Genomic DNA, 4,142 nt, shown 5'->3' with positions numbered 1-4,142 from the left:
ACTGCTCCACTACTCTTTCCGTTATCAGTTACAGCACTTCCGCGTTCGCGTAATTCACCAAAATAACCAGAAGTTCCACCTCCAATTTTGGTTTGCATAATTACTTCTCCAAGTTTATGTGTAATTCCTTCAATTTTATCTGGAACGTGCACATTAAAACAAGAAATTGGCAATCCTCTTTCTGTTCCCATATTTGCCCAAACTGGCGAACTGATACTCATCCAACCTCTTTCGATCATTTCCATGAAAGACTCTTTCAATTCTGGTTTGTAAAGCCTTTTTGCTGCAGCCGTACAAATTCTATCAATTGCTCCTTCTACAGTTTCTCCTTTTAAAAGATAACCGCGGTTTAAAATCTGTTCACTTTCAGAATTTTTCCACCACATTTTACTATCATTTTGTGGTTCAAAATTATTATTTTCTAGGTTTTTGTCTATCGTATTCATATGTATTCTGGGCTCGTATTAAAAAAGATCGTTTGCTGTGATACTCTTATCGTGTTTCGTATATTCTACTGGACGTTTCGCAAAGAAATCATCTAAACTGTTTGCAAAAACTTCTTCTTCAAACCAAGTCATTTTTGAATACTCTTCTGGAGAAACATTAAAAATCGTTTCGATATTGATTTGCTTTAAACTTTCATCAATTCTAAATTTCATGAAGTTTACCAAGTCTTCTTTGTTTATCGTTTCAATCGCTCCATCTTCAAAAATCCAATCTAAAATATCGGCTTCCACAGTGATTGATTCTCTAACAGTTTCTCTAATTAATTCGAGAGTTTCTGCATCGAAATATTCTGGAAACTCTTCACGAATTTTATTAATGATATAAATTCCGCCATTAGCATGAATCTGCTCATCGATTGAAGTCCAAGCAATAATATTACTCACATTTTTCATATATCCTTTGAATCTTGTGAATGACAATAAAATAGCAAACTGGCTGAAAAGAGAAACGTTTTCAATTAAAATACTAAACAAAATCAAGGAAACCATGTACTTTCTGTTATCCTGAGATTTTGTGTCTTTTAATACATTCGAAAGATAATCTACGCGTCTGCGAATTACAGGAACATCCAATAATCTTTCAAATTCATCATTATATCCTAAAACTTCCAACAAACGAGAATACGCTTCAGAATGTCTAAATTCACATTCCGCAAAAGTAGTTCCCAATCCGTTGAATTCTGGTTTTGGAAAATGCTCATATATATTGCCCCAAAAACTTTTTACAGCTACCTCAATCTGCGCAATTGCCAATAAACTATTTTTAATAGCTGTTTTTTCTGCCAAATCCAAATGCGCATGAAAATCTTGCGTATCGGCAGTAAAATCTACTTCAGTGTGTACCCAATAAGCTTTATTAATAGCTTCGGTAAATTGCAGAACCTCAGGATATTCAAAAGGTTTATAATTGATTCTTTTATCAAAAATTGACATATATATAGAGTTTTAAGTGACTATTTTGAAATAGAAATCCGAGCGCTTATTTTGGGGAGGTATTAGCGTGATTTCTATAATTACAAATTTAACCCACAGTTATTCTATTGTCCAATTTTTGATGTTAAAAATCTGCCCAATTATCAACAGTTTTGAAACTTCAAAAAATTACGATTTTGCAAATTTTATCAACATGAAAATAATACGCTGTAATTTACAATGAGCTAGCAGTTTCCCTAAAAATAATACTAAGTTATCAACATGAAAAAAAGTACTTTCTGAGGTCAAAACGAAAACAGTTATCAACATTCGTTTTGATGAAAGAGAAATTTGAAAGTAAATTTTTCAGCAAAAAAACATCAGTTATTTATAATAATTCCAAATAATTGTCGCGTACAAAAAAACCATAACATACTTTATTACAAAAACTTATACTCAAACCAATAGTAAAAAAGTAAAAGATGTTATTAAAATCAACGCCTTACAAAAGAACTATTGCATCAATTCTTACCATTTAATCTTATTAGAGCTATGAAAGAGAAAAAACATTCAAAAATCATTTTGCCGCTTCGAAAAAGAGATCGAATTAAAACAAAATTAAAATTTACTTAAGGGATTCTTAATTTTTAAAAAAATACCTTCAAATTCCCTTTTTACAGTAAATTATTCTTGGTTTAAGAATATTAATTTTTACATTTGCTTTTATTTTTATTTATTCTAAATAGAATAAAATATTCCCAAAAAAATAAATTAATCTTGTACAATTCAATAACCATAAATTATCGAAATATGAAAAAGAATCTTTTCGTTTCTTTTGCATTTGCTGCTACTTTATTTGTAAGTGCTCAGCAAAAAAATGCGTTGCTAGATGCGGCTTTCTGGAAAACTTCTCCAACTGTTGAAACGGTTCAGGCAGAAATCTCTAAAGGAAATAATCCAGCTGAAGCCAATGCAAACGCATTTGATGTTACCACCTTAGCCATTAATAATGACGCGCCTTTTGCAACGATCAAATTTTTGGTTGAACAACCTGGAAATTCAATCACAAAATTAACTCACGACAATCGTATTTATCTCCATTGGGCAGCATATAGAGGAAATACTGAATTGGTTCAATATTTAATTGCTAAAGGTTCTGACGTAAATTTTGAAGACAGCCACGGAACCGCTCCTGCTGATTTTGCTGCATCAAACGGCCAATCAGATGCTGCGATGTACGATGCTTTCTTTAAAGCTGGACTTAATCCGACAAAAAAATATGCAAATGGAGCAAACCTTTTGCTTTTGGCCATTGCATCTGATAAAGATTTAAAAGCTGCTGACTATTTTTCTACTAAAAGAATGTCTTTAAAAGATGTAGATAATGACGGAAACACAGCTTTTACTTATGCTGCAAGATCTGGAAATATTGCTCTTTTGAAAAAACTTTTAGAAAAAGGCATTAAACCAACTAACGACGCGGTTTTATTTGCTGCTCAAGGAAGCCGAAGAGAAAGTAATACTTTAGAAACTTATAAATATTTGGTTGAAGAAGTAAAAATTAAAGCAACTGCTCAAAATAAAGCAGGACAAAATGTATTGCACTTCTTGGCTGGAAAACCAAATCAGGCTGAAATTATTAAATATTTCTTAGGAAAAGGTGTTGATGTAAACAAAGCTGATAAAGAAGGAAATACGCCAGTTATGGTTGCTGCGGCAGCTAGAGAAACTGCTGTCTTAGAATTGTTTCTTCCTTCTGTTAAAAACATAAATGTTCAAAATCTTAAAGGAGAATCTGCTTTGACTTTTGCTGTTAGAAACGGAACTCCAGAAGCTGTAAATTTACTTTTGACCAAAGGCGCAGATGTAAATGTAAAAGACAAAGACGGAAATAATTTAGGTGTTTACTTAGTACAATCATATCGCCCTGCAGGAAGAGAAAAAGCTGCCACTGATCCTTTTGATGCTAAAGCAAAATTACTTCAAGACAAAGGTTTAAACCTTGCAGCTCCACAAAAGGACGGAAACACTTTATATCATTTAGCTATTACTAAAAATGATGTTTCTCTTCTGAAAAAAATCACTGATTTAAAAGTTGACATCAATGCTAAAAATAAAGATGGTTTAACGGCTTTACACAGAGCTGCAATGACTTCTAAGGATGATGCTATTTTAAAATATCTAGTTTCTGCTGGAGCTAAAAAAGATATCAGTACAGAATTTGACGAAACGGCTTACGCTTTAGCGAAAGAGAATGAGCTTTTAACCAAAAACAACGTTTCTGTTGAATTCTTAAAATAAACAATTAATTAATAATCAATATTTGAAATTCCAAATTCCAAACTTTACATTTGGGATTTGGGATTTCACATTACAAATCCACACAAATACATAATTTCAGATGAAATCAATATTAAAAATTGCTCTTACAAGCGCTTTTATCTTTTTAGTTTCTTTCCAATCTCAAGCGCAATCAAGCAAATACAAGATTATGTTGCAAATGAATAACTATATGGGAGAAGGTGCTTATATCGTTGTTTCGCTAGTGAATTCGGCAGGAGAATACGAAAAAACTCTTTACGTAATGGGCGATGATAAAAAATGGTACAAGTCTTTAAAAGAATGGAATAAATTTCACACTGCTCAAAAATCAGACGATATCAGCGCTAAAACTGGAGCTTCTGTAACGGGAGGTGATCGTAGTGTTACTACAATCGAAATTGA

General features: G+C 32.3%; 4 protein-coding genes. 2 read left to right on the top strand and 2 right to left on the bottom strand.

Annotated features, from left to right (window positions below; all coding sequences use genetic code 11):
- The coding region (locus B3J44_RS02365) for a ribonucleotide reductase N-terminal alpha domain-containing protein (protein ID WP_414654732.1) at positions 1-386 on the bottom strand (386 nt) is incomplete at its 3' end.
- 78 nt (positions 387-464) lie between these two features.
- Positions 465-1,439: a ribonucleotide-diphosphate reductase subunit beta gene (locus tag B3J44_RS02360; protein ID WP_286965505.1), complete on the bottom strand. Its 975-nt coding sequence runs from the start codon at positions 1,437-1,439 to the stop codon at positions 465-467.
- 789 nt (positions 1,440-2,228) lie between these two features.
- Between B3J44_RS02360 and B3J44_RS02355 the strand changes: the two genes are divergently transcribed.
- Both B3J44_RS02355 and B3J44_RS02350 read left to right on the top strand, forming a co-directional pair.
- Positions 2,229-3,719 carry an ankyrin repeat domain-containing protein gene (locus B3J44_RS02355; protein WP_286965503.1) on the top strand — a complete coding sequence of 497 codons (1,491 nt, stop codon included), beginning with the start codon at positions 2,229-2,231 and terminating at the stop codon, positions 3,717-3,719.
- Positions 3,720-3,819: 100 nt separating this feature from the next.
- A partial coding sequence (locus B3J44_RS02350) for a DUF2271 domain-containing protein (protein WP_286965500.1) occupies positions 3,820-4,142 on the top strand: 323 nt, incomplete at its 3' end.

The organism is Flavobacterium sp. UBA4854, from assembly GCF_002399805.1.
GTDB lineage: Bacteria > Bacteroidota > Bacteroidia > Flavobacteriales > Flavobacteriaceae > Flavobacterium > Flavobacterium ginsengisoli.
This window is presented reverse-complemented; position numbering and strand designations above follow the sequence as displayed.